The organism is Micromonospora parva, from assembly GCF_040649675.1.
Classification (GTDB): Bacteria; Actinomycetota; Actinomycetes; order Mycobacteriales; family Micromonosporaceae; genus Micromonospora; species Micromonospora parva.
Genome location: NZ_JBEZFX010000006.1, coordinates 456,841 through 476,923, shown reverse-complemented (window position 1 = coordinate 476,923; position 20,083 = coordinate 456,841). Strand labels below are relative to the sequence as shown.

Sequence of the window (20,083 nt, the reverse complement as noted above, 5' to 3'; positions counted from 1 at the left end):
CGGCCGGGGCTCTCGGTGCTCCCTGTCAGGCGAGATCGAACCGGTCCAGCTCCATGACCTTGGTCCAGGCGGTCACGAAGTCGGCCACGAACTTGTCGCGGGCGTCCTGGCTGGCGTAGACCTCGGCGAGGGCGCGCAGCTGCGAGTTGGACCCGAAGATGAGGTCGACCGCGGTGGCGGTCCACTTCAGCTCGTCGGTGGCCAGGTCGCGGATCTCGTACACGTGCTCCTCGGACTTCGACGCGCTCCACCGGGTGCCCGGCGAGAGCAGGTTGGCGAAGAAGTCGTTGGTGAGCACGCCCGGCCGGTCGGTGAGCACACCGTGCCGGCTGCCGCCGACGTTGGCGCCGAGGGAACGCAGACCGCCGATGAGGACGGTCATCTCCGGCGCGGTGAGGTTGAGCATGTAGGCGCGGTCGACGAGCAGCACCTCCGGCTGGGTCTTCTCGCCGGCACGCAGGTAGTTGCGGAACCCGTCGGCACGCGGCTCCATGACCTTGAAGGACTCGACGTCGGTCTGCTCCTGGGTCGCGTCGGTGCGGCCCGGCCGGAACGGCACAGTCACCTCGACGCCGGCGTCCCGCGCCGCCTTCTCCACAGCGGCCGAACCGGCCAGCACGATCAGGTCGGCGAGCGAGATCTTCGCCCCGCCGGCCGCGTTGAACTCCTGCTGGATGCCCTCAAGGGCGGTCAGGACAGTCGCCAGCTGCTCGGGCTGGTTGACCTCCCAGTTGCGCTGCGGCTCCAGGCGGATGCGCGCCCCGTTGGCGCCGCCGCGCTTGTCCGTGTAGCGGAAGCTCGCGGCGGAGGCCCAGGCGGTGGAGACCAACTGGTCGATCGTGAGCCCGGACTCCAGAACCTTCGCCTTGAGCGCGGCGATGTCGGCGTCACCCACCAGCTCGTGGTCGACGGCCGGCACCGGGTCCTGCCACAGCTGCGGCTCGGCCACCCACGGCCCGAGGAAGCGCTCGATCGGGCCCATGTCGCGGTGCAGCAGCTTGTACCACGCCTTGGCGAAGGCCAGCGCGAACTCGTCGGGGTTCTCCAGGAAACGGCGGGAGATCTTCTCGTACGCCGGGTCGACGCGCAGCGACAGGTCGGTCGTGAGCATCGTCGGCTTGTACTTCTTCGCCGGGTCGAACGGGTCCGGGATGATCGCCTCGGCGTCCTTGGCGACCCACTGCTTCGCGCCACCGGGGCTGGTGGTCAGCTCCCACTCGTAGCCGAAGAGGATCTCGAAGAAGCGGTTGCTCCACTGCGTCGGTACGTCGGTCCACGTCACCTCGAGACCACTGGTGATCGTGTCGCGGCCCTTGCCGCTGCCGTGGGTGCTCAGCCAGCCCAGGCCCTGCGCCTCCAGCGGGGCGCCCTCGGGCTCCGGGCCCACGTGGTTGTCGGCGACGCCGGCGCCGTGGGTCTTGCCGAAGGTGTGACCACCGGCGATGAGGGCGACGGTCTCCTCGTCGTTCATCGCCATCCGGCGGAAGGTCTCGCGGATGAAGTGCGCCGCCGCGGCCGGGTCGGCGTTACCGCGCGGGCCCTCCGGGTTGACGTAGATGAGGCCCATCTCGGTCGAGCCGACGCCGGCCGCCATCTCCTTCTCGGAGGCGTAGCGCTCGTCGCCCAGCCAGGTGTCCTCCGGACCCCAGAAGATCTCCTCGGGCTCCCAGACGTCCTCGCGACCGAAGCCGAAGCCGAAGGTCTTGAAGCCCATCGACTCCAGGGCCACGTTGCCGGCGAGCACGAGCAGGTCGGCCCAGGAGATCTTCTGGCCGTACTTCTGCTTGACCGGCCAGAGCAGCCGGCGGGCCTTGTCCAGGTTGGCGTTGTCCGGCCAGCTGTTCAGCGGCGCGAACCGCTGACCACCGTCACCGGCGCCGCCCCGGCCGTCCTCGATGCGGTACGTGCCGGCGGCGTGCCAGCTCATCCGGATCATCAGGCCGCCGTAGTGGCCGAAGTCGGCCGGCCACCAGTCCTGCGAGGTGGTGAGAACGTCGGTGATGTCGCGCTTGAGCGCCTCGACGTCGAGCTTCGCGAACTCCTTGGCGTAGCTGAAGTTCTCGCCCAGCGGGTTGCCCTTGTTCGAGTGGGCGTGCAGCACCGAGAGGTCGAGCTGGTTGGGCCACCAGTCCCGGTTGGTGCGCGGACGACCACCGGTCTTCGGGGTCGGCGAGTCGATCGCCGGGTTCTCACTCTCGCTGCCGTGCGCGGTCACCGAGTCGTGCGCGACCGGGCAGCCGGCCGCTGCCTTCTGGTCCACGCCCTGCGCACTGGTGGGGCGGTTCTCCTGGGTGTCGCTCATGTGCTTCCTTCCGAGCTTGCGGATCTCTGGGGCGTGCGGTCGGTCGCGCAGTCGGGGCAGGTGCCCCAGTAGACGACCTCCGCCTCGTCGACCACGAAACCGTGGTCGCCCGAGGCGGTGAGACAGGGGGCGTGACCGACGGCGCAGTCGACGTCGGCGATGGTGCCGCAGGAGCGGCACACGACATGGTGGTGATTGTCCGCGACCCGGGACTCGTAGCGGGCGGTCGCCCCGGCGGGCTGGATGCGCCGCACCAGCCCGGCGTCGGTGAGCACGCGCAGCACGTCGTACACCGCCTGGTGGGAGACCGTGGGGTGACCCGCCCGGACCAGCGAGATCACCGCCTCGGTGCCGATGTGCGGGTGGTCGCGCAGCGCCGCGAGCACCGCCAACCGGGGCCGGGTCACGCGCAACGAGACGGCCCGCAGCTGCGCCTCGAAGTCGGACATCACGGGTACGAACACTAGCTCACTTTTTTGGAACGAATCAAGTTTTGGGCCGACCCGAGGTACCCCAAGGGTGGACGATTCACCCGAGGTTAACCTGCGGGGGAAGAAAAAGCGGACAGCCATGTCGAGAAGTCCCGACCGGCTCCGTCCCCGGGGTGAACGTGACCACGATGGGTCGCAGCCAGCTTCAAGGAGCATCACGATGGCCAAGTACCTGCTGCTCAAGCACTACCGGGGCGGCCCGGCGGCGGTGCACGACGTGCCGATGGACCAGTGGACGCCGGCGGAGATCTCCGCCCACATGCAGTACATGCGCGACTTCGCGGCCCGGCTCGAGGCAACCGGCGAGTTCGTCGACGGCCAGGCACTCGCCCCCGAGGGCACGTTCGTCCGGTACGACGGCCCGGGCCGACCGCCGGTCACCGACGGCCCGTTCGCCGAGACCAAGGATCTCATCGCCGGCTGGATGGTGATCGACGTCGACAGCTACGACCGGGCGGTCGAGCTGGCCGGGGAGTTGTCGGCCGCTCCCGGTGCCGGCGGCAAGCCGATCCACGAGTGGCTGGAGCTGCGCCCGTTCCTGAGCGAGCCGCCGACCATCACGGAGTGACAACTCCGATGGACGAGACGCTGCTGCGCAACCTCACGCCGAGCGTCCTCGGTATCCTCGTCCGCCGCGGAATCGACTTCGCGGCGGCCGAGGACGCCGTGCAGGACGCCCTGGTCGAGGCGGTCCGCGTCTGGCCGGTCGACCCGCCGCGCGACCCGTTGGGCTGGCTGACCACTGTGGCGTGGCGGCGGTTCCTCGACGCGGCCCGAGCCGACGCCGCTCGCCGTCGGCGTGAGGATCTCGTCGACGAGGAGCCGGCGCCGGGGCCCGCCCCCACCGTGGACGACACCCTTGCGCTCTACTTCCTCTGCGCCCACCCGTCGCTGACGGCGTCGTCGGCGGTAGCACTCACGCTGCGCGCCGTCGGCGGCTTGACCACCCGCCAGATCGCGCACGCCTACCTGGTGCCCGAGGCGACCATGGCGCAGCGCATCAGCCGGGCGAAACGCACCGTCTCCGGGCTGCGGTTCGACCGACCCGGTGACGTCGCCACCGTGCTCCGCGTCCTCTACCTGGTCTTCAACGAGGGCTACTCCGGTGACGTGGACCTCGCCGCCGAGGCCATCCGGCTCACCCGACAGCTCGCGGCCGCGATCGACCACCCAGAGGTGGCGGGGCTGCTCGCCCTCATGCTGTTGCACCACGCCCGCCGCGCCGCCCGTACCGCGCCCGACGGCACCCTCGTGCCCCTCGCCGAGCAGGACCGCGGCCGCTGGGACACCCGGTTGATCGCCGAGGGCGTCGAGATCCTCCAGGCGGCCCTGGCCCGCGACCAACTGGGCGAGTTCCAGGCCCAGGCCGCCATCGCGGCGCTGCACGCCGACGCGCCCACCGCCGCCGAGACCGACTGGGTGCAGATCGTGGAGTGGTACGACGAACTCGTGCGCCTGACCGACAACCCGGTCGTCCGACTCAACCGGGCGGTGGCGGTCGGTGAGGCCGACGGTCCCCGGGCCGGCCTGAGGGCTCTCGCGGCGCTGGACGACACACTGCCCCGGTACACGGCGGTGGCGGCGTACCTGCACGAGCGCGACGGCGACCTGGCGACGGCGGCGCGGCGGTACGCCGAGGCGGCCCGGCAGGCCCCCAACCTCGCCGAACGCGACCACCTGACCCGGCAGGCCGCCCGGCTCAACGCGCTCGGGCGTCGCTGACCGGTCGCACCAGCGGTCGTTGTCCGCACCATCTGCCACTGTCGGCGCACGAGATCCGGAAAGTCTCCGGAACTTTCAGCGATCTTCCGCCGAGCCCTCGCTCCGCCACTGTGAACGTCCGATGACCACCCTGCGCTCTGATCCACTACTGACCTGGATGAATGTGGAATCAGCGACGACGGCTGTGTTGCCATTGTGTTTCCGAAAATTGTTGACAAGCCGTGGACCGGGTCATACGGTCGCCATCGACGGCGCTCAATCGTCGTCAGCACCAAACCACCGCGACCCACTTCTCCGGTCGTCGTGCAGGACGACCGGCCCCACCACCAGAGCGGTATGACGCCGTGGCCCTTACCCGACCACCGGCAGCCTGCCGAGGCGTACCGCGCCGCTGGCCCCCCGCCAGCCGTCACGAGGAGGCAACAGTTCCATGACCGACACCAGCCACACCAGACCGAGAAGTCGCGGCCGCATGCGGTTGCTCCTCGGCGCCGCATGCACCGCCGTCCTGGCCGTCGCCGGCACGATGACGGCCACGAATGCGTACGCCGAGGCCGACCGGACGCTCACCTCGAACCTCACCGGCACGCACAACGGGTACTACTTCTCGTTCTGGAAGGACAGCGGCAACGCCAGCATGACGCTGCGCGCCGACGGCCGGTACACCAGCAGTTGGGACCGGAGCACCAACAACTGGGTCGGCGGCAAGGGTTGGGCCACCGGCAACCGACGGACGGTCAGCTACTCGGGCAGCTACAACCCGGGCAACAACAACACCTACCTCGCCCTGTACGGATGGACCCGCAACCCGCTGGTCGAGTACTACGTGGTGGAGAACTTCGGCAGCTACAACCCGAGCAGCGGCGCCCAGCGGTTGGGCACTGTCACCACCGACGGCGGCACCTACGACATCCTCCGCAGCCAGCGGGTCAACGCCCCGTCGATCGACGGCACCCAGACGTTCTACCAGTACTGGAGCGTCCGCCAGCAGAAGCGCTCCAGCGGCACCATCACCACCGCCAACCACTTCGACGCCTGGGCCCGCGCCGGCCTGAACCTCGGCAACCACAGCTACCAGATCATGGCCACCGAGGGTTACCAGAGCAGCGGCAGCTCCGACATCACCGTCCGGGAGGGCGGTAGCGGCAACCCGACGTCCGGGCCCACCACCGGCAACCCGGGGACCGGCAACTGCACCGCGACGCTCTCCGCCGGCCAGCAGTGGGGTGACCGGTTCAACCTCAACGTCGCGGTCAGTGGCACCAACAACTGGGTCGTCAGCCTCGGCCTCGGTGGCGGCCAGAGCATCCAGAACAGCTGGAACGCCGCGGTGAACGGCAACAGTGGCACTGTCACCGCGACGCCGAACGGCAACGGCAACAACTTCGGTGTGACGATCATGGCCAACGGCAACTGGACCTGGCCGACGGTCACCTGTCGTACCAGTTGACGCTGAGCACCACCTGACACCACCTCTGGCGTGGCGGCCCCGGCCGCCACGCCAGAGGTGCCCGGCCGCCACGCCTCGACGGTCCCGACGGGCGCGCCCCGGCCGTGACAGTCGCCGCCGTCCGCTAGACCGGCGGCGCGGCGCTCTCGCCGGCCACCGTCTCCCGCTCCGGCGATTCCTCAGTGTCGTCGGATTCCTCGCTGTCGGCCGCTGGTGCCTCGGTCGGCGCCACCGAGGATGGCGCCGTTGTTCCACCGGTCGGGTCGGTCGTCGGCTCCGCATCGGGGCTCTCGGAGGTGGTGGGTCCGGGCGCGTCCGAGGTGCTCGTGCTGGAGGGAGTCGGTCGCCCCGCCGCCCCGCCGCCCGCCGAACGGCTGGGCGTCGGCGACCCGGGCGCACGCACCGGCACGCCTGCTGAACCGCGGTTGGCCGGTTCACCGCCGCCGACGCCGGGCCCGGGCTCCTGCTGAGCGGGCGCCGTTGGCGACACCGAGGACGGCGCTCCGGGTGGCGTCGACGATCGCCCGGCCGGGCCCGGCATCATGCCGGTGGGATCGGCGAACACCAGGACGGCGGCCGCGGCGGCCATCGATCCGAGAAGCACCGCGAGCACCTTCGGCCCGGGACCCCCCGACCGCTTCGCCGCGCCGCCGGCAACCGAGCGCCGGGCCGGGAAGCGCCCGGCCGCCGCCGCGACCGGCGCGCCGACGGCCGTCCGCACCAACTCATCGGACGGCTCCGCGAGCGTCTGCGCGGCGGTGGCCATCGCCGCCGCCGTCGGGAAACGGCGGGTCGGCTCCTTGGCCATCGCGGTGGCGACCAGGCGCTGGACCTCCGCCGGAACGTCCTCCGGCAGCGCCGGTGGCTCCTCCTCGAGATGGCGCAGCGCCACCGCGACGGCGTGCTCGCCCTGGTGCGGGGGCCTACCGGCGAGGCAGTGGTAGACGACCGCACCGAGCGCGTAGATGTCGATCGCCGAGGTGGTCTCGTTCCTGGTGATCTGCTCGGGGGCCATGTAGTGGGCGGTGCCGACGACCTGGTTCGTGCCGGTCAGGCTCGCCGCCTCCGGCGTCACCGCGACGCCGAAGTCGACGAGTACGACGTGCCCGTCCGGCTCGATGATCAGGTTGCTGGGCTTCACGTCCCGGTGCACGAGGCCGGCGTCGTGTGCGGCCTGAAGCGCACGGGCGGTCTGCGCGGCGATCGACATCGTCTCGGCCACCCCCAGCCGGCCGACCTCGGCGATCCGCTCCGACAGGGGTTGTCCCTGCACACACTCCATCACGATGTACGCGAGGACCGGCGCGTCGGCCTGGGACACCTCGCCGTAGTCGTAGACCTGGGCCACGCCCGGGTGACGCAGGGCCGCCATGGCCCGCGCCTCGCGGCGGAAGCGCTCGCCGAAGCCGGCGTCGGCGACCAGCCGAGGTTGCAGCATCTTGACCGCCACGCAGCGGTCCAGGGTGTCGTCGACCGCCCGCCAGACGTCACCCATCCCACCGCTGGCGATGCTCTCGACCAGGCGGTAACGGCCTCCGATGACTTGCCCCACGCTCGGCATGACACGTTCGGTACCCCGGACTGCGCGATCTCAAGCACCGCGAGGTCGCCTCGGGTGGTGGTGCCGCGTCGGGAAGCACCGTCAGCGCCGACGGTGCTGCGCCGGCCCCGCCGTTTCCGACGGGGCCGGCTCAACCGGGTCCGGTCAGCTGTTCAGCCTGGCCAGCAGGGCGGTGGCCATGCCCTGCTCACCCCGGGCGTTGGGGTGGAACGGCGCGGCCGAGTTCTGCGGCACCAGACCCTCGACCCACCGGGTGCCGCTGCTCTTGCACGCGTCGCGGCCGATCGACGGGGTGTAGACATCGGCGTAGGTGGCGCCGTTGGCGCTCGCGGCGCTGGCCAGCATGGCGTTGAGCGACTTCTCGATGCCACGCAGGTACGGCACGTCCTGGTAGGCGATCGGGACGACCGGCCAGCAGCCGTAACCGGTGTCCGGCAGGATCGCCGGGTAACCGAGCACCACCACCCGCGCGTTCGGGGCGGCCCGCCGGACCGCCTGCAGCACGGCGGTGACCTTCGGCGTGGCGGCGACGATCCGCGCCTGCAACTGGTCGACCCCTCCGGCGGTGTACCGGTTCTTGCACGGCGAGCCGAGCGGGCTGCTGACGCTGGCCTCCGCACAGTCGCCGATGATGCCGGCGAAGCCGATGTCGTTGCCCCCGATCTGCACCGTCACCAGCGAGGTGTTCGAGGTGACCGCGTTGAGCTGCGGCGGCAGCGTGATGCCCAGTGCGCCACTACCGCCGTAGAGGATGTCGTCGGTGGTGGCGCCGGAGCAGCTCACGTCGGCGAACGACGACGAGCCGGCGGACGCCGCCACCAGCGACGGGTAGTTGCGGTTGGACCGCAGACAGTTGAGGTCGATCTGGGTGGGGACCAGCGGACCTGAGGTGTACGAGTCGCCCAGCGCGACGTAACGGCCGGTGGGCACGGCCGCGCTGGCGGGGGTGGCGACGGTGAGCAGCACACCGGCGGTGGCGAGGGCGAGGGCGGCCAACCGGGTGGCTGCCCGCATCCGGGGCAGGCGGGGACGGGTCATGGAGGCTCCCAGGAGGGGATCAGGGGTGGTGGTGCCCGAGATCCTGTCGCCGCCGACCGCCCCCGTCAATATCGATCGGCCTCACTAAACACCCGTCCGGAGTGTGGGATGAATCGGTAGCCGTCAATCCAGCGGCGCATACCATCGGGCGCCGGTGACCCGGATCCGCCGGGACTGCTTACGGTTCCACTCCACCCGCATGCCGTGCTTGCGGAGCACCGGAAACGCGACCTCGTCCAGCAGTCGTTCCAGGTCGGCCTGGTAGCCGGCCTGCTGCTCGGCCTCCGACAGGGCGGCATAGGCGACCTCGTCGAAGTCGGCAGCGGGATAGACGCCGTAGCCGAGGTAGACCTCGCCGTCCTCGCTTGCGATCAGCGACTCCGTGTCCTGCTGGTGGTACCAGAGGAACCCGTGCCAGTGGCGGGAGTCGTCCCGCTCGTCGTGGATCTCGGCGCTCGCGCAGGTGCCGCAGCAACTGAAATCCTCCCGGGCCAACACCCCCAGCTCATTGAGCTCGGCGAAGGCACGGGTGAGGTTGCCGCGCACCTCACCCCACCCGCGCTGCTGCTCCCGCCGAACCGCCAACGCCGCCTCGTACGCCGTCCTGAGGTCGTCGTCGGTGGCACCGCACCGCTCGTCGGGGTCGTCGAAGACGTCGACGAACTCGTCCGGGTCGCTCTCACCCCGCACCACCCAGCCCCACAGCTCGTCGTCGACGGCGGTGCGGCCCGGCTCAGGGACCCGATCGGTGAGGAACCTGACGCCCTCGGGGCGGTCGTTGTACGTCCACTCAGTCACGACGAGATCTTCACATGGGCGTACGACTATCCCGGTCCGCGAGCGACCGGCCAGGAACGCCCTAGTTGCCGGCCGGCACCTGATCCTTGACCTCGTCGTAGCCGACCGGCGTCGGCGCCGTGCCCGGGGCGTAGATCACGCGGAGGACCCCGGTCGGGAACGCCTCCGAAGCCACGAGCCGCAGGTGGTACGCCGCCTCGCCCTCGTCGAACAGCCTGCGGCCCTTGCGCGCGGCCACCGGGTGCACCAGCAGGCGCAGTTCGTCGACCAGGCCCGCGGCCAGCAGTTGCTGCACCACCGAGATCGACCCCGGGATGAGGATGCCCCGGACGCCGGCATCGGCCTTGAGCGCGCTGACGGCGTCGAGGAAGTCCCCGTTGATCAGCTCCGAGTTGCGCCAGGAGAACTCCAGCGACTGACGCGAGACGACGACCTTGCGCATGTCGCCGAGTTGCTTGGCGAACGGTGCGTCGTCACCACCGGCGGCCTCCCGGTCGGGCCAGGCCCCGGCGAAGCTGTCGTACGTCTCGCGGCCGATGAGCAGCACGTCGGCGGTGTCGTAGTCCTCGGTGACGGCGCGTCCCATGTTCTCGTCGAAGTACGGGAAGTGCCAGTCAGGGTCGATCTCGGCCACGCCGTCGGCCGAGATGAACAGCGTGGAGATGACCTTTGCCATCGCGGGGGATCCCTTCGCGTCGGTGATGTCGACCGGCGCATCGTCCCAAACTCGTCCGCCACCGACAGCCCCGATGACGCGTGTCGTATCCCGTCTTTTTGTCAGACGGACGTCACGGGAGCGAGCCAGTGCCACGTTTCGAGCAGCTTCGACTGCCCCAACCCGTTCGTCCTCTCGACGACGTCATCGTCGCTTCGGAGGTATCCGGCGGACTCGGCGACCCGCTGCGAGGGCACGTTGCCCTGCACGATGCTCAACCGTAGTCGGGTGAAGCCGAGTTCCTGGTGGCAGAACGCCGTCATCAACCGCAGCGAACGCGACGCCATACCCCGGCCGCGGTGCGCCGGGCCGACGGCGTACCCGAGCACCCCGATCGCCACGTGCAGCGCGACGAGGCCGAGCGGCTCCCCGCCGTCGCGTGTCACGGCCAGGTCGACGACGCCCTGCGCGCGGCGCCGTCGGATCCTGCTGAGAAAGGCGTCCGCGTCGAACGGAGAGGGGATGTCGGTGTTCGCCGCGATGTCCGGCGCGTCGAAGAGACCCGGCATGGACGGCAGATCCGCGTCGAGCCAGTCGCGCAGCACGATCCCCTCCCCCTTCACAACGAGAGGGAAGGCGGTGGGACCGACCGCCGGCGACGTCGTGGATTCGCAGCTCACACACCATCCTTGCACGGCTGTCGGCACCGGCCGGAACGGCGGGAACCGACCGGTTGCCGGTCGCGAGAGGTGCACCACACCTGGCGTGGCGCGGGCGGGCTCGGCGTCCTGCCGAGCCCGCCCGTTCCCTGTCAGTCGAGCGTGATCACATCGTGTCAGCGCTGCAGCGTCAGCAGACCCGGCCGGTACGGCAGCAGACCGTAGTCACCACCCGAGTTCGGCGACCGACCCTGATACAGCAGTTGCAGGTTGCAGGCGTTGACAGTCATCGTCTGGTCAGCGCTGGTCCGCAGCAACTCACCGTGGCTGATGTCGTTGGTCCAGGTCGCACCACTGTTCGCCTTACCCGCGAACGGGTTGCTCTCACTGGTGGCCTGCGGCGTCCACGAACCACCCAGGCTGGTGGCGGTGAACGACCGGAAGTAGCGACCCTGCGACCCGATCGCCTCCACGATCATCAGGTACTTGTTCAGGCCCTGCAGCTTGTACACCTGCACCGCCTCGAACAGGTTGTTCGTCGTGTCACTCATGATCGTCGTGTAGTTCGACCCGAAACTGCCCGGGAAGTTCCCGATCGGCATACTCGCCCGGTAGATCTTCCCGTTGTCACCGGCGAAGAACAGATACATGTTCTGGCTGTCACCGATCACCGCCTGATCAATCGGACCCGTACCCGAACCAGTGATGCTCCCACTGAACAACGTCTGCGGCGACGACCACCCATTCGGGTTCGTCGGATCCGACGACGTCCGGTACGAGAACGCCGGCCCACCCCACTGATACGCCAACACCCAGATGTTGCGCGGCGCGAAGTAGAACAACGACGGCGCCACCGTCGCCGAATTCATCGCGTTCTGACTCGCCGAACCCATCTGCGAGTAATTCGAGAAAAGGCCGAAGTTCATCGAACCCCACCGGGTCCCGGTGTCGTGGGTGGTGGCGTACACGAGCTGCTGGCCGTTGTAGGGGGCGACGGTGAAGTCCTTCAACGACACCCAACCCGACCTCGGCTGCGCCAACGCACCCGTCGACGACCACCGGTACGACGAGGGCAGGTCACACGTCTGGGTCGGCGGTGGAGTCGTCGGCGGCGGGTCGGTGGGTGGCGGGGTGGTCGGCGGCGGGGTGGTCGGCGGGGTCGTCGTGCCACCGGTGCAGGTGACGCCGTTGAGAGCGAAGCTCGTCGGGTTGGGGTTGCTGCTCGTCCAGGACCCGTTGAACCCGAACGACACAGTGCCGTTGGTCGGGACCGACCCGTTGTAGCTCACGTTCCTCGCCGTCACCGCTGACCCGCTCTGCGTCAGCGATGTGTTCCAGGCCTGCGTCACCGTCTGCCCGGCACCGTAGGACCAGGTCAACGTCCAGCTGCTCAACGGATCACCCAGGTTGGTGATCGCCACGTTGGCGCCGAAGCCGCCCTGCCACTGCGACGACACGGCGTAGCTCACCGAACAACCCTCGGCCGCAGCGCCGGCCGGCAGCGCGGCGACGACTGTCGACGACACCAGTAAACCGACGCCGGCCACAACCAGACCGGCATTGGTGGCTCTGGATCTGGTCATATTGCACCCTCCTCGCGGGACGGCGGCCTACCCGGTGGTGATGGTCGCTGCTCAGTAACTGAATGTGAGCGTTAACAGGCCGCGTCGGGTATGTTACGGGAGCGCTCCCATACCATCAACAACATCTATGCCTGCTTCTCGTTCACCGCCGACTTTCCCGTTGCGCGGACCCGGAGCGGCGCTCCTCAGCCGACAGTGAGGGTGAGCACCCCGAACTGACCGCTGCGCTGCACGTAGTGCGGCAGATAGAACTTCCACGTCACCGTCAGCTCGCGCCCGGCCCGCATCGAGGCCGGCACCTCGGCGACCATCTCGAACACCGCCGTGCCGCCGGCCGGGATCTGCGTGAGCGGGCGGCAGTTCAGCCGGTACAGCTGGGCCGAGTTCACCGCGTCGTTCGTCGCGTCGCCGAGCGAGAACCGTTCCATCAGGTAGGCCGGGCAGGGGTCCAACGCGAGGGGACCGTCGGTCGGGTTGCCGAGGGTCACCCGGAAGGAGACCCGCGAACCGGCGGCGGCGGTTGGCGGCCCCTGAACAGCGACGGTGAGCTGGTCGAGCGGCGAGGACGGAGGCTTCGACATCGCCACCGGCTCGGTGAACCCACTGGCGGACAACGTCGCCCGGGCGCGAGGGTTGACCCCCTCCCCCTGCGGACAGCCCGGGCGCTCATCGGCCGTGACCGGCGCGCGCAGGGTGCCCCCGTCGTGCGGCAGCTCGATCGCGAGCTCGAACAGCCCGAGGGGCTGGCAGAACGGCCCGGACCAGTCCAGGCGCAGGCTGGCGTGGCCACCGGCCGGCACGGCAACGACCCGGGAGCGGCCCTCCTCGTTGATGCCGTGGGTGTAGAGCATCGGGACCTCGCGGCCGCCGACGAGCATCCTGGTGGGCACCTCGCCCTGCAGCGTGCACTCCTTCTTCGACGCGTTCCGCACGTCCACTTCGCCGATGAGCTTGCCGATGGCGGCGTCGAAGCCGCGAGGCTTCTCACCGCCGGTGCCCGGCCGGGTCCAGCTGGTGAGCCGGCCGGTCAGCTGCTCCGCACGGCACGGCTCGCTGCCGCGGGCCGGCCTCCTCGGCTCGGCGGGGCGGCCGTTGAGGTCCTCGTCGGTGATCTTCAGGTCGGCCCAGGGGACGCTGCCGTCGGCGAGCAGTTCGGTGGGCACCGGCTCCGCCTCCGTCGGGTCCGGCTGCCCCGGCCGGGCGTTCGGCTCGGCGCAGGCCACCGCCGCGGCGAGGACGATCAGCAGTGGCACAAGTAGTCGACGCATCCCGTCACCCTCACACGAACGACCGCACCGGACCTGAGTAGCCGGGCTCAGTGACGATCACTCCGCGGTGGGCGCGGACGACTCGACGATGGACACGGCAGTGCCGAGCTCGACGGTACGGGAGACGGTGCACAACCGGTCGTGCGACTGCTGCAGCGACCGGGGCAGCGCCGCACGGGCCTGGTCGCCGTCCGCGCCCTCCGGAAACGTCACGGTGAACTCGACCCGCAGGTTCTGCATCCGGTTGCCGCCCGCCTCGTCGCGGATCTTGTCACCGGTGACGGCGACGGTGAAACCGGTCGGCTCCGCACGGCGGCTGGTGATGTGGTCCACGTCCACAGCGGTGCAGCCGCCGATGGCGGCCAACAGCAGCTCCACCGGCGTGAAACTGCCGTCCTTACCCGTGCCCAGCGACACCGACCCGCCACGGACGTTCCGCACGACGTAGTTGCCCAGGCTGGAGCGCTCGATCGCCACCGAGCGGAAGGTGTCCTCAGTCATGGCTGAAACCTACCGGCATCCGTGATCAGGAGTACATGAGATGCAGCGTCATCCCGGCATCGGCGTGCGCCAGGTTGTGGCAGTGGTTGGCCCACATCCCGGGGTTGTCGGCCCGGAACGCCACCTTCCACACCTCGCCCGGACGGACGTCGAACGAGTCCAGCCACAGCGGGCTGCCGACCGCCGGCTCGCCGTCGCGGGCCAGCACCAGGACGTGGTGGCCGTGCAGGTGCCACGGGTGCACCACCTGCGACCGGTTGACGATGGTGAACAGCACGACGTCGCCCCGGCGTACGACCTGCGGTGGGATGTCCGGGTCGGCCGCGCCGTTGACGGTGTGGGCGTAGCGCGGCAGCAATCCGCGCAGGTCGAGGCCGCGGTCGAGAACGAGGGTGAACGTCCGGTCGAACCGGGGCCAGGGCACCGCCGCGGTAGCGCCGTAGCCGAGCGGATCGAGCACCGGCCAGGCGCCGGTCGCCGTCGACACCGGGCCGGTCGAGTAGACCGCCCGTCCGTCGACGAACAGCGACACCGGGGTCGCCGGCGCGGTGAAGACCAGGTCGTAGCGGCCCCCGGCGGGGATCAGCACGGCGGTGTCCACCAGCGGTGTCGGGCCCCGCAGGTCGACGCCGTCGATCGCGGCCACCAGGAACGCGGTCCCCGCCAGGGCGTACCGGTGCGTGGTGCTGTCGGTGTTGATCAGCCGCAACCGCACCGGCACGCCGGCCTCCACCCGCTGCACTGTCGGCGCGGGCAGCGGACGCCCCGCCAGGGTGTGCACCGGCACCGTGACGTCGAGGCCGCTGACCGACCCCGGTCGCACCACCAGCACACCGTAGAGACCCATCCGGACGCCGACATCGGAGGCCGAGTGCGTGTGGTACCAGTACGTTCCGGCCTGGTCGGCGCGGAACCGGTAGACGAACTCCTGCCCGGGTCGCACCGCCGCCTGGGTCACCCCGGGCACCCCGTCCTGGTCGTTCGGCACGTCGTACCCGTGCCAGTGCAGCGTGACGCCGCGCCCGATGTCCCGGTTGCGCAGCGTCACCTCCAGGATGTCGCCGACGGTGGCGGTCAACTCCGGTCCGGGTACCTGCGCGTTGAACGCCCACGCCGCCACGTCCCGGCCGCCCGCGTTCACAGTGGCGGTCCCGGCCGTCAGGGTGAACCGTCTGGTGGGTTCGGCGGAGATCCGGGTCGCCGCCGGAAAGCCATGATCGTGCGGTACGGCGGGGGCGGTCTCCGGGGCGACGGTCAGCCCGGTTCCGGTGACCAGCGCCGCGACCGCCACCGCGACCGCCACCCGGGACACCGGCCGCGACGGGCGCGCGCCGAGGGCACGCCCCGAGATCACCGTCGCCGCGACGACCCCGGCGACCGCGAGCAGCCCCGCCCCCGCCGACGCCGGATAACCGTGCAGGACCGTCACGAGCAGGGCGCTGCCCGTGGCGTACCCGGCGAAGAGCAGCGCAAGCGCGACGGCCCGGACGTCACCCCGGGCCCGCAACAGCCGCGGACCGGCGACGGCCACCGCCGCGAGCGACAGGGGGGCGGCGATGAGAACCTTCTCCGCGGCGAACCACCAGCCGGCGCGGGCCAGGGCGGTGATCGTGATCGCGCGGGCGAGCGTCGCGACCAGCGCGACCGCCGCCAGTCCCAGTGCGAGCGGGCGGCGTCGCGCGACGGACGCGGCACCACCACCCAACCAGGCGCCGGCCGCGAGGACCGCGATCACGAGGTCGACCGCGAGCAGCGACCCGGTGCTCACGCCGGCTCCACTTCCCGGGCGGGAACCCCGGCCTCGGCCGGCACCAGGCCGGCCAGCTTCCGGGCCGCCCGGTGGACGCCGACCACGACGTGCACCGCGATGATTCCGTTGAGCGCGTGCAGCCCGCCGATGGTGAGGCCGAGCGGAGTGCTGACGCCCGACGCGTCGGCGAACCCGTTGGCGAGCATGGCGATGAGCGGTTGGAGGACGACGAGGCCGACCGGCAGCACCGCCAGCCCGATGAGCCGGCCCGGCGCCTTCGCCAGCGCGGCGAACAGGACGGTGAGCAGTGTGAGAACCGGGATGACCGCCATGCCGTTGACGCTGTGCAACGCGTACGCGCCGTCGCCGGCCGGCTTCGTGAACCCGCCCACCGCGGCGAAGATGAACTGGAGGGCGAACGCGACGAGCGTCAGCGCGCTGATGACGACGAGAGCCTTGCGCATGGAATACCTCCTAGAGGTGCGCCGAGGCGAGAGCCCGGGCGACATGATCGGTGGCCGTGATCGCCCCGTACGCGACCAGCCGCACGAGGTCGGCGTCGGCCGGGTGGGAGAGCCGCCACAGCGCGACGTCGCCCGGGCTGATCGCGCTGGGAGCGAACGCCGCCAGCAACGCGATCCGCGTCCCGATGCGGTCCGTGCCCGGCACGTCCCGCACCAGGTCGACGGCCCAGTCCGCAGGCCGGGCCGGGAACCGCCCGTCCTCCCAGCGCACGGTCGCCGTGACGGTCTCGCGCGCCACCTCGCCCAGCAGCTCCCCACCGCGGTTGGCGGCATCGCGCAACGACGCGTAGGCGACACCCACCGGGCTGTCCCCCGCCCAGGCCGGCGCCGCCGTCGCGTCGGCGTCGAGCAGCGGGAGGCTCCGGCCGGGTTCCTTCGGCTCCCGGGCCGCCCTGGCGTAGAGCCGGCCTCCGACCGAGCGCACCAGTGGGGAGCGTTGCAGGCCGCCGGGGAGCAGATCGGGGTCGAGCAACGCCGAGACGACCCGGTTGATGAAGTGGAACACCAGCAGGGTGCCGGTGATCTCCACCCGGTACGGGCTGGTCCAGTCGGCGGCTCTGGGACTGCGGCTGGCCTGTGCCCACTCGACGAGCCGGGCGTGTTCCGGCTCGGGTGGCGTCTCACCCCGGGCAACGGCCTCGGCGAGCTTCGACGCGCCCAGCGCGTGCAGCAGCAGCACGTGGGCGTCGACGCAGAACTGACAGCGGTTGGCCCGGGACACGACGGTCGCGACGAGTTCCCGCTCGACCCGGGAAGCGTCGCCGGCGAGCAGCGCCTCCCGCATCAACGCCCAGGTCGCGGCCAGCACCTCCGGCACCGCCGACAGCGCCTGGAAGGTCGGCAACGGCCCGAGGAAGTCGTCGCGCAGCTGTTGGTAGACCGCCGCGGTGAGGCCGGTGGCCGCCCTCGTCGGTGTGGGGGTGAAGAAGCGGTATGTCATGGGCTCGATGCTTGTTGCGGCGGGCCGGGAAAGCGTCGTTCCGGTGCAGACACTTGCCGGGTCGCCGATACCGCGCCCGTGGTACGCGGCAGGTACCACGCGCGCGGGATGCTGCACCGGCGGCGGCCGTTCTACAGTGCGACAATGCGCCGCGACCTCCCGTACGCCCTCGGCGGTCTCGCCCTCGGCGTCCTCCTGCTCGGCAACGCCGCGCTCACCCCGGACGCCGCGACGGTCGAGGTGCTCGACGTCGCCCTGGTCCTGGCCATGGCGGTGGCCCTGGCGGTGTGCCGGCGCTACCCGGTGGTGGCGCTGGGCGTGGTCACCGTCGCCATGCTGGCCGTTCACCTCCGGGTGCACCCCGGGGTGTCCGCCGCGTTCCCCGTTCTCGGCGCGGTGTACCTCGCCGCCTGGCAGGGGCACCGATCGGCGGCCGTCGTGGCCAGTGTCGCCTTCCTCGGCGGCTTCCTGGCCCGCGACGTCTCGGTGGCGCCGCCCGGCCAGCCGGGGCAGGTGATCCTCGAGCGGACGGCCCTGCTGTTCGGCTGGTTCGTGGCCGCCAACGTCGCCGGGCTCGTCGGACGGCAGCGTCGGGCGTACCTGGAGCAGGTCGAGCAGCGGGCGGTCGAAGCCGAACGCACCCGCGAGGAGATGGCGTTGCGGCGTGCCGGGGAGGAGCGGCTGCGCATCGCCCGCGACCTGCACGACTCGCTGACCCACAGCATCTCGGTGATCAAGGTGCAGGCCGGGATCGCCGTGCACCTGGCCCGCAAACACGGCGAGGCGCCGTCGGCCGCCCTGCTGGCGATCCAGGAGGCCAGCGGCGCTGCCATGCGGGAACTCCGGACCACCCTCGACGTCCTGCGCGCGCCCACCGACGCCGATCGCGTCGGGCTGGCCCGGGTGGACGAGCTGGCCCAGCGGACCCGGGCGGTCGGCGTACCGGTGCAGGTGACCGTCACCGGTCAGCGCGGGGACCTGCCCGACGAGGTCGACCAGGCCGGATACCGGGTCATCCAGGAGGCACTGACCAACGTGGCCCGCCACGCCGGCCCCGCGACCGCGCACATCCAGGTGGAGTACGCCCCGGCGGGGCTCACCGTCGCGGTCACCGACGACGGTCGGGCGTCACCGGGCCAGCCGCTGACCCCGGGCGTGGGTCTGCGGGGCATGCGGGAGCGGGTCAGCGCACTGGGCGGCACCCTGCGGGCCGCCGCGCACGACGACCACGGGTTCACCGTGCGGGCCACCTTCCCGTTGGACGGCCCGCGGTGACCGGCCGATCGAGCCAGGCCCGAGCGAGCCGGGCCGGAGCGCGCGGCACCCGCCGGCCGCCGGGGCCGCGATGATCAGGGTGCTGCTCGCCGACGACCAGGCGCTGATGCGAGCCGGCTTCCGGGCACTGCTCGACGCCGAGGACCACCTGGAGGTCGTCGGCGAGGCGACCGACGGCAGCTCGGCCGTCCACCTGTCGCGACGCCTGCGCCCGGACGTCGTCCTGATGGACGTGCAGATGCCCGGTCTCGACGGCATCGAGGCCACCCGGCGCATCGCCGCCGATCCCGACCTCGCCGGCATCCGGGTTCTCATCCTGACCAACTACGGGCTCGACTCCTACGTCTTCGCCGCCCTACGGGCGGGCGCCAGCGGCTTCCTCCTCAAGGACGCCGACCCCGCCGACCTGCTGCACGCCGTCGCCGTCGTCGCGCGCGGGGACGCGCTGCTCGCGCCGACCGTCACCCGCACGCTGATCAGTGAGTTCGTGGCCGGCCCACCGCCGGCCGAGCCGACGGCCGGCCGCGACGTGCTGACCGCCCGGGAGCAGGAGATCGTCGAGCTGGTCGCCCGTGGGTTGACCAACGACGAGATCGCCGCGCGCATGGTGATCAGTCCGCTGACCGCCAAGACACACGTCAACCGGGCGATGACGAAGCTGCACTGCCGCGACCGGGCCCAACTGGTCGTGTGGGCGTACGAGTCAGGGCTGATCACGCCCCGTCGCCGGTGAGCGCCGCCCCGGACAGCGGAGTCGATCAACCCCCTTGGCGACACCGGGAAGAGGCGACGCACTAGCATTGCCGCCGTCCGCGACGGCTCTGCTGAATCGAGGCGACATGCGTTGGCTCCGTCGGTTGCTGGGCGGTAGGCGGGTCCAGCTCGACCCGGGACGCCAGCAGGCGCTGCTGCACGACGTCCAGTCCCGGTACGGCTCCCACGCGCGGATCCGGTTCAACGACCAGGTCGAGGCGCTCACCGGTTCGCTGGACAGCGACGACGGCCTGGTGGTGGCGACCCGGATCGTGAGTCAGGTAGCCGACGAGGCCCATGTGGACCTGCAGGCCCAGGCCCAGGAGATCCACCGGCGGACGGGCCGGCGGCTGCTGGTGCACCGCCGCAACTACCGGCCGCTGTGGAAGGAGGCCGGCCCGGCCCTGCGCTGGCCGCTGTTCGCGCTGCCGTGCGGCTTCCACCCGTACGCGCAGGTGGCGGCCGCCGTCACGGTGGTCGGCAGCCGGGCGCCCCGGCTCGACCGGGTGACCGACCCGAACCCGTTGCTGACCCGCGTGTTCGAGGTGCTCGACCTCACCACCTCCGGCTGGGAGTACGGCCGGGTGCGGGTGGACACCGACGCCGCCGCCCTGGCCGATCGACTGATCTCCAGCGCCGGGCGGGTCCTGGTGGCCATGGACGACCCGCCGCGACTGCCACCTGCCGTCCGTGAGCTGATGCGTCGCAACAACACCGTCGCCGTGCACGATCCGGCCGGTCCACGGACGGTCGGCGGGATCAACCTGGGTGCGCGGATGCGCGAGGAGTTCCTGGTCTGACCGCCCGGTGGTG

General features: G+C 71.1%; 20 protein-coding genes. 6 read left to right on the top strand and 14 right to left on the bottom strand.

All coding sequences use genetic code 11. From position 1 onward, the window contains the following. Positions 1-25: 25 nt before the first annotated feature. Positions 26-2,302, bottom strand: coding sequence for a catalase/peroxidase HPI (katG, locus tag AB0C03_RS18260; protein WP_357637942.1), 2,277 nt, complete (start codon positions 2,300-2,302; stop codon positions 26-28). Then, positions 2,299-2,754, bottom strand: a complete 456-nt coding sequence (locus tag AB0C03_RS18255; RefSeq protein ID WP_280940615.1) for a Fur family transcriptional regulator — start codon at positions 2,752-2,754, stop codon at positions 2,299-2,301. Before AB0C03_RS18255 ends, katG begins: the two co-directional genes overlap by 4 nt. 199 nt (positions 2,755-2,953) lie before the next feature. Here AB0C03_RS18255 and AB0C03_RS18250 point away from each other — a divergent pair, with 199 nt between their 5' ends. Then, positions 2,954-3,361, top strand: a complete 408-nt coding sequence (locus AB0C03_RS18250; RefSeq protein ID WP_030337686.1) for a YciI family protein — start codon at positions 2,954-2,956, stop codon at positions 3,359-3,361. A gap of 8 nt (positions 3,362-3,369) precedes the next feature. Next, positions 3,370-4,515 (top strand): RNA polymerase sigma factor, encoded by a 1,146-nt coding sequence (locus AB0C03_RS18245; protein WP_210867031.1) that lies wholly within the window; start codon positions 3,370-3,372, stop codon positions 4,513-4,515. A gap of 351 nt (positions 4,516-4,866) precedes the next feature. On the opposite strand, the gene AB0C03_RS18240 is transcribed toward AB0C03_RS18245, so the two are convergent. Continuing rightward, positions 4,867-4,989 carry a hypothetical protein gene (locus AB0C03_RS18240; protein ID WP_256443362.1) on the bottom strand — a complete coding sequence of 41 codons (123 nt, stop codon included), beginning with the start codon at positions 4,987-4,989 and terminating at the stop codon, positions 4,867-4,869. Here AB0C03_RS18240 and AB0C03_RS18235 point away from each other — a divergent pair. Continuing rightward, entirely contained in the window at positions 4,988-5,965 is a 978-nt protein-coding gene (locus AB0C03_RS18235; protein ID WP_374224345.1) for a glycoside hydrolase family 11 protein, read from the top strand. The genes AB0C03_RS18240 and AB0C03_RS18235 overlap by 2 nt on opposite strands. Positions 5,966-6,089: 124 nt before the next feature. Here AB0C03_RS18235 and AB0C03_RS18230 read toward each other — a convergent pair whose 3' ends face one another. The 11 genes from AB0C03_RS18230 to AB0C03_RS18180 all read right to left on the bottom strand — a co-directional run bounded on the left by AB0C03_RS18230 (position 6,090) and on the right by AB0C03_RS18180 (position 17,242). Continuing rightward, positions 6,090-7,517, bottom strand: coding sequence for a serine/threonine-protein kinase (locus tag AB0C03_RS18230; RefSeq protein ID WP_357637938.1), 1,428 nt, complete (start codon positions 7,515-7,517; stop codon positions 6,090-6,092). Between the two features lie 153 nt (positions 7,518-7,670). Next, positions 7,671-8,564 (bottom strand): SGNH/GDSL hydrolase family protein, encoded by an 894-nt coding sequence (locus AB0C03_RS18225; protein WP_210859870.1) that lies wholly within the window; start codon positions 8,562-8,564, stop codon positions 7,671-7,673. A gap of 123 nt (positions 8,565-8,687) precedes the next feature. Then, positions 8,688-9,362, bottom strand: coding sequence for a DUF6891 domain-containing protein (locus AB0C03_RS18220; RefSeq protein ID WP_357637934.1), 675 nt, complete (start codon positions 9,360-9,362; stop codon positions 8,688-8,690). Positions 9,363-9,423: 61 nt separating this feature from the next. Next, complete coding sequence (locus tag AB0C03_RS18215) at positions 9,424-10,038, bottom strand: dihydrofolate reductase family protein (RefSeq protein ID WP_357637932.1); 615 nt, start codon at positions 10,036-10,038, stop codon at positions 9,424-9,426. A 101-nt stretch (positions 10,039-10,139) separates the two neighbouring features. After that, entirely contained in the window at positions 10,140-10,640 is a 501-nt protein-coding gene (locus AB0C03_RS18210) for a GNAT family N-acetyltransferase (RefSeq protein ID WP_357637929.1), read from the bottom strand. 212 nt (positions 10,641-10,852) lie between these two features. Then, complete coding sequence (locus tag AB0C03_RS18205) at positions 10,853-12,259, bottom strand: glycoside hydrolase family 62 protein (RefSeq protein WP_357637926.1); 1,407 nt, start codon at positions 12,257-12,259, stop codon at positions 10,853-10,855. Between the two features lie 185 nt (positions 12,260-12,444). Then, positions 12,445-13,527: a hypothetical protein gene (locus tag AB0C03_RS18200; RefSeq protein ID WP_156057257.1), complete on the bottom strand. Its 1,083-nt coding sequence runs from the start codon at positions 13,525-13,527 to the stop codon at positions 12,445-12,447. A gap of 57 nt (positions 13,528-13,584) precedes the next feature. Beyond that, entirely contained in the window at positions 13,585-14,028 is a 444-nt protein-coding gene (locus tag AB0C03_RS18195; protein ID WP_030328221.1) for an OsmC family protein, read from the bottom strand. A gap of 25 nt (positions 14,029-14,053) precedes the next feature. Further along, a complete protein-coding gene (locus tag AB0C03_RS18190) occupies positions 14,054-15,796 on the bottom strand; it encodes a multicopper oxidase family protein (RefSeq protein WP_030328223.1) in 1,743 nt (580 codons plus the stop codon). Beyond that, a complete protein-coding gene (locus tag AB0C03_RS18185) occupies positions 15,793-16,242 on the bottom strand; it encodes a DUF6220 domain-containing protein (RefSeq protein ID WP_030328225.1) in 450 nt (149 codons plus the stop codon). The genes AB0C03_RS18190 and AB0C03_RS18185 overlap by 4 nt, the downstream gene beginning before the upstream one ends. 10 nt (positions 16,243-16,252) lie before the next feature. Beyond that, positions 16,253-17,242 (bottom strand): carboxymuconolactone decarboxylase family protein, encoded by a 990-nt coding sequence (locus AB0C03_RS18180; protein ID WP_030328227.1) that lies wholly within the window; start codon positions 17,240-17,242, stop codon positions 16,253-16,255. A gap of 144 nt (positions 17,243-17,386) precedes the next feature. Between AB0C03_RS18180 and AB0C03_RS18175 the strand changes: the two genes are divergently transcribed. The 3 genes from AB0C03_RS18175 (at position 17,387) to AB0C03_RS18165 (ending at position 20,070) form a co-directional block, all read left to right on the top strand. Next, a complete protein-coding gene (locus AB0C03_RS18175; RefSeq protein WP_357637920.1) occupies positions 17,387-18,517 on the top strand; it encodes a sensor histidine kinase in 1,131 nt (376 codons plus the stop codon). Positions 18,518-18,587: 70 nt separating this feature from the next. After that, complete coding sequence (locus tag AB0C03_RS18170) at positions 18,588-19,250, top strand: response regulator (protein ID WP_030328231.1); 663 nt, start codon at positions 18,588-18,590, stop codon at positions 19,248-19,250. Positions 19,251-19,356: 106 nt separating this feature from the next. Next, positions 19,357-20,070, top strand: a complete 714-nt coding sequence (locus tag AB0C03_RS18165) for a hypothetical protein (RefSeq protein WP_030328233.1) — start codon at positions 19,357-19,359, stop codon at positions 20,068-20,070. Positions 20,071-20,083 lie beyond the last annotated feature (13 nt).

What these genes read in the sequence shown, in the direction of transcription:
- katG (WP_357637942.1), bottom strand. Translation starts at nt 2,302, where the DNA reads ATGAGCGACACCCAGGAGAACCGCCCCACCAGTGCGCAGGGCGTGGAC.
- AB0C03_RS18250 (WP_030337686.1), top strand. Translation starts at nt 2,954, where the DNA reads ATGGCCAAGTACCTGCTGCTCAAGCACTACCGGGGCGGCCCGGCGGCG.
- AB0C03_RS18245 (WP_210867031.1), top strand. Translation starts at nt 3,370, where the DNA reads ATGGACGAGACGCTGCTGCGCAACCTCACGCCGAGCGTCCTCGGTATC.
- AB0C03_RS18235 (WP_374224345.1), top strand. Translation starts at nt 4,988, where the DNA reads ATGCGGTTGCTCCTCGGCGCCGCATGCACCGCCGTCCTGGCCGTCGCC.
- AB0C03_RS18240 (WP_256443362.1), bottom strand. Translation starts at nt 4,989, where the DNA reads ATGCGGCCGCGACTTCTCGGTCTGGTGTGGCTGGTGTCGGTCATGGAA.
- AB0C03_RS18225 (WP_210859870.1), bottom strand. Translation starts at nt 8,564, where the DNA reads ATGACCCGTCCCCGCCTGCCCCGGATGCGGGCAGCCACCCGGTTGGCC.
- AB0C03_RS18215 (WP_357637932.1), bottom strand. Translation starts at nt 10,038, where the DNA reads ATGGCAAAGGTCATCTCCACGCTGTTCATCTCGGCCGACGGCGTGGCC.
- AB0C03_RS18205 (WP_357637926.1), bottom strand. Translation starts at nt 12,259, where the DNA reads ATGACCAGATCCAGAGCCACCAATGCCGGTCTGGTTGTGGCCGGCGTC.
- AB0C03_RS18200 (WP_156057257.1), bottom strand. Translation starts at nt 13,527, where the DNA reads ATGCGTCGACTACTTGTGCCACTGCTGATCGTCCTCGCCGCGGCGGTG.
- AB0C03_RS18195 (WP_030328221.1), bottom strand. Translation starts at nt 14,028, where the DNA reads ATGACTGAGGACACCTTCCGCTCGGTGGCGATCGAGCGCTCCAGCCTG.
- AB0C03_RS18185 (WP_030328225.1), bottom strand. Translation starts at nt 16,242, where the DNA reads ATGCGCAAGGCTCTCGTCGTCATCAGCGCGCTGACGCTCGTCGCGTTC.
- AB0C03_RS18180 (WP_030328227.1), bottom strand. Translation starts at nt 17,242, where the DNA reads ATGACATACCGCTTCTTCACCCCCACACCGACGAGGGCGGCCACCGGC.
- AB0C03_RS18175 (WP_357637920.1), top strand. Translation starts at nt 17,387, where the DNA reads ATGCGCCGCGACCTCCCGTACGCCCTCGGCGGTCTCGCCCTCGGCGTC.
- AB0C03_RS18170 (WP_030328231.1), top strand. Translation starts at nt 18,588, where the DNA reads ATGATCAGGGTGCTGCTCGCCGACGACCAGGCGCTGATGCGAGCCGGC.
- AB0C03_RS18165 (WP_030328233.1), top strand. Translation starts at nt 19,357, where the DNA reads ATGCGTTGGCTCCGTCGGTTGCTGGGCGGTAGGCGGGTCCAGCTCGAC.